Source organism: Acidithiobacillus sp. TH-A36 (genome assembly GCF_057473445.1).
In genome coordinates, this window is the sequence record NZ_JBYCKP010000530.1 from 1 (window position 1) to 3,827 (window position 3,827).

Here is a 3,827-nt window from a genome sequence, read left to right on the forward strand (position 1 = left end):
CCGGAGAGCAGGCCCTGATCGACAACTTACGCTATCTGGCACCAGGGTTCCTGTATAGTGTCGGACTGGCCCCGCCCCTGGCCGCCGCCGCCCTGACGGCGCTGACTATCCTCCAGAAAGAGCCAGACAGGGTCAAAACCCTGCACGAACGTGGTCAATATTTTCTGGAAGAAGCGAAAAGGCAGCAGATGGATACGGGGTTCAGCGCCGGTTATGCCATCACCCCCCTGATTATTGGCAGTTCCCTGCAGGCCGTGCGGCTCTCTTCCCAATTGCTGGAGCAGGGCGTGCATGTGCAACCCATCCTCTATCCAGCGGTGCCGGAAAAACAGGCGCGCCTGCGTTTTTTCCTGAACGTCGAACATAGCCCTGAAGAACTCCGGGATAGCCTGATCAGGCTGAAAGGCTTGTGTTAAATGGTGGTAATTCCCGCAGACTTATACGCCGTCGGATTTTCGGCCTGGAAACAGGGGCCGCTGCGGGCCTTTCTGCCCGAGACGCGACTGCACTTTATCCGCAACACCCGTCAGGCACCGGCAGGATCCACTCTGTTGCTCTGGGGAGCGCAAACTGCGCCGGAGAGTCATCCCATTATTCGTGTGGAGGATGGCTTTTTACGCTCCATTGGCTTGGGTGCTGACCTGATTGCACCCTTGTCTTATTGTTTTGATGGCAGCGGCCTTTATTACGACGCCAGCAAAGCATCGGACCTTGAACAAATACTCGCCACCCATGATTTTGATGCGACGCTTCTGGAGCGCGCCCATGCCCTGCGTGAGCAGATTGTGGCTTTGGGACTCACCAAGTATAACGTCGGGCAGGGGGGCTGGCAGCGGCCAGAAACCCGTCTGCCCAGCATTCGGTCGCCTGAAAGTCATCCCGCCGCCCGGCGGTTCAGCAAACAGCAACAATCCGGCCCGCAGGCATTAGCCCAAAATCAGGCCGTTACCCAGGTCATCCTGGTCGTCGGACAGGTGGAAAGTGACGCCAGCATTGCCTTGGGCAGCGCCAGCACCCAGAGTAATCTGGCGCTGCTGCGCAAAGTGCGAGAAATGCACCCCGACGCCTATGTGGTTTACAAACCCCACCCTGACGTCAGTGCCGGGCTGCGCCGGGTGGGTGCGGGGGAAGAGCAGGCGACTGCCTACTGCGACGAAGTGGTTCACAATGTCAGCATGCATCAACTGCTGACCCAGGTAGATCAGGTGCATGTCATGACCTCCGCAGCGGGTTTTGAAGCACTGTTGCGCAACAAACCGGTGACCTGTCATGGCAGTCCATTCTATGCCGGATGGGGATTGACCAACGACCAGGAAACGATCCCCCGGCGGCAACGCCTACTCAGTCTGGATGCCCTGGTTGCTGCTGCGCTCATCCTCTATCCCCGTTATATTCACCCTCAGGAACAACGTCTCTGCAGCCCCGAGGCTGCAGTCAATGCCTTGCATGCCCAACGCGGTGGTGCAAACGACTATCACCTGCCGTTCTGGCGCAAAGCCTTTCGGTTGGTGCTGCGTCAGGTGGTGGGGGTGCGATGAAGAAATTCCTGTTTCTGCAAGGGGTCGCCAGCCCGTTTTTTGCCCTGCTCGCCGACCGGTTGGTCCAGCGCGGCCATCAGGTGCTGAAAGTCCAGTTTTGTGGCGGAGACATGGTCTACTGGTTTCCGCGCAAGGCCCTGCATTTCCGCAACAGCCTGGATGTGCTGCCGGAATTTCTCCAGCAGACTTTCCAGCGCGAACAGATCACCGATGTCGTGCTTTTTGGCGACCAGCGTCCGGTGCATCAGTCTGTGCATACCCACGCCAAAGCGCAGAATGTTGCGGTCCACGTTTTTGAAGAAGGTTATTTGCGGCCATTCTGGTTGACCCTGGAAAGGGGAGGTGTCAATGCCCATTCCCAACTCCCCAAGGACCCGGACTGGTATCGTCACATTATTGACCGGGTGCCCATACCCGATAATAGTCAGGCGTTTCTCGGCAAGTTCAAAATACGTGCCCTGCATGACGTGGTTTACCATAGTGGCGATATTCTGAACCCTGTTGCCTACCGGCATTATCGGCATCACGCCCCCATGCATCCCCTTCGCGAATACTTCTGGTATGTGCGCCGCTACCCCAAAATCCGGCACCGACTGAAAAGCGATCTGGCCCGCAATTATCAATTCGTTGAAAGGGGGCAGCCCTTTTTTTTGCTCCCTCTGCAGCTCTACAGTGACAGCCAGATCACCTGTCATTCGGAATTTTGTGATACCTATGATTTTATTCGCCAGAGTCTGGAATCTTTTGCCCAATATGCCGACAAAGACCTGCATCTGATCATCAAAAATCATCCCCTGGACCCCGGTATTCTTCCCTATGAAGCCTTTGCTCAGAAAACCGCCCGGCAACTCGGGATCCTTGACCGGATTCATTATTATGATTACGGAAATCTGGAACTTTTCCTGCAGCATTGCGAGGGCGTGGTGACCATCAACAGTACGGTGGGCACCTGGGCACTCAACTCCGGAAAACCGGTGATTACTCTGGCCGATCCGGTTTACAATGTGGCTGGTCTCACCAGTCAGCAGCGTCTTGCCGAGTTCTGGAACCAGCCCCATGCTCCCGATCCGGAGCTCTGGTCCGCATTCCGCCGGGTGCTGATATATGGCACCCAAATCAACGGCGGCTTTTATTGCAACACCGGTATGCAACTGGCGCTGGAAACCGCCGCTGCCAGACTTGAACTACAACAGTCCCCCATAGAGGAACTTTTATGCCGCAACGATCTCCGCAAACCATCCTTCTTACCGGCGCGACCAGCGCCATTGGCGCCGCCCTGGTCGCCGCCTACGCCCGACCCGGCGTAACCCTGCACCTGCATGGGCGTAACCGCGCAAAACTGGACGCCATTGTGCAGTCTGCCCAGACCCGGGGCGCAATCGTCACCCAGCGCAGTTTTGACGTGCGCGACAGTGCCACCCTGCGTGCCTGGGTGGCGGATTGCGAAAAAAACGGCCCGCTGGATCTGGTCATTTCCAACGCTGGCATGAACATCAATACCGGCCCCGACGAATCCGGCGAAGTCTGGGAAGAAGCCGAAGCGCTCATGGACGTGAATCTGCACGCCAGTCGGGTACTGGTAGATGCCGTGCTCCCCGCCATGCGCGCCCGCCATGCCGGACAAATCGCCCTGATGAGCTCCCTGGCCGGTTACTTCGGCCTGCCTGTCACCCCCAGCTATTGTGCCTCCAAAGCGGCCATCAAAGCCTACGGCGAAGCCTTGCGTGGCTGGCTGGGAAAAGAGGGCATTGGCATCAGTGTCATCATGCCCGGCTATGTGGACTCGGTCATGTGTCGGGAAATGCCCGGTCCCAAGCCTTTCCTCATGCAGCCCTCCCGCGCGGCGGTACTCATCCGCCAAGGGCTCGCCCGCAACAAGGCGCGCATCAGCTTTCCCTTTCCCCTCAATTTCGGCACCTGGTGGCTGGCGGTGCTTCCTGCCGCTATTTCCGTCTGGATTGTCGGCCTGATGGGCTACAATGGCCACCATGACTGAACTGCTCTGGCCCTGGTGTTTGGGCATCGGCTGGCTGCTGTCGTTTGCGGCCGAAGCGTTGCTGCACCCCCGCCCCAAACTGCCGGGCCGCCCCTTATGGACCTACCTGCTCCATAGCGGCCTGTGGCTGCTGATATTCACAATCTTTCTGCTCATCGTCCAGCGGCCGATATTTGCCATGCTGGCGGGTCTCGGTATCTGGCTGGCGGTGGTGCTGGTGGGTAATGCCAAAGAAGCCAGCCTGCGTGAACCTTTTGTATTCATGGACTTTGAATACTTCACCGATGCCATCA

The 3,827-nt window shown here is 57.8% G+C and carries 4 protein-coding genes and 1 pseudogene; all 5 read left to right on the forward strand.

Annotated elements, in window-relative coordinates:
- Nucleotides 1-416, forward strand: a 416-nt coding sequence (locus AC2VLY_RS13445) for an aminotransferase class I/II-fold pyridoxal phosphate-dependent enzyme (protein ID WP_486893195.1), incomplete at its 5' end; no start/stop codon positions are given.
- Nucleotides 417-1,538 (forward strand): capsular polysaccharide export protein, LipB/KpsS family, encoded by a 1,122-nt coding sequence (locus AC2VLY_RS13450; RefSeq protein WP_486893196.1) that lies wholly within the window; start codon nucleotides 417-419, stop codon nucleotides 1,536-1,538.
- A complete protein-coding gene (locus AC2VLY_RS13455) occupies nucleotides 1,535-2,845 on the forward strand; it encodes a capsule biosynthesis protein (protein WP_193650129.1) in 1,311 nt (436 codons plus the stop codon). Before AC2VLY_RS13450 ends, AC2VLY_RS13455 begins: the two co-directional genes overlap by 4 nt.
- On the forward strand, nucleotides 2,752-3,534 hold the full coding sequence (locus AC2VLY_RS13460) for an SDR family NAD(P)-dependent oxidoreductase (protein ID WP_486893197.1): 783 nt from the start codon (nucleotides 2,752-2,754) through the stop codon (nucleotides 3,532-3,534). Before AC2VLY_RS13455 ends, AC2VLY_RS13460 begins: the two co-directional genes overlap by 94 nt.
- Nucleotides 3,518-3,827: pseudogene (locus AC2VLY_RS13465) on the forward strand (LTA synthase family protein); the annotation flags it as partial. The gene AC2VLY_RS13460 and the pseudogene AC2VLY_RS13465, both read left to right, overlap by 17 nt.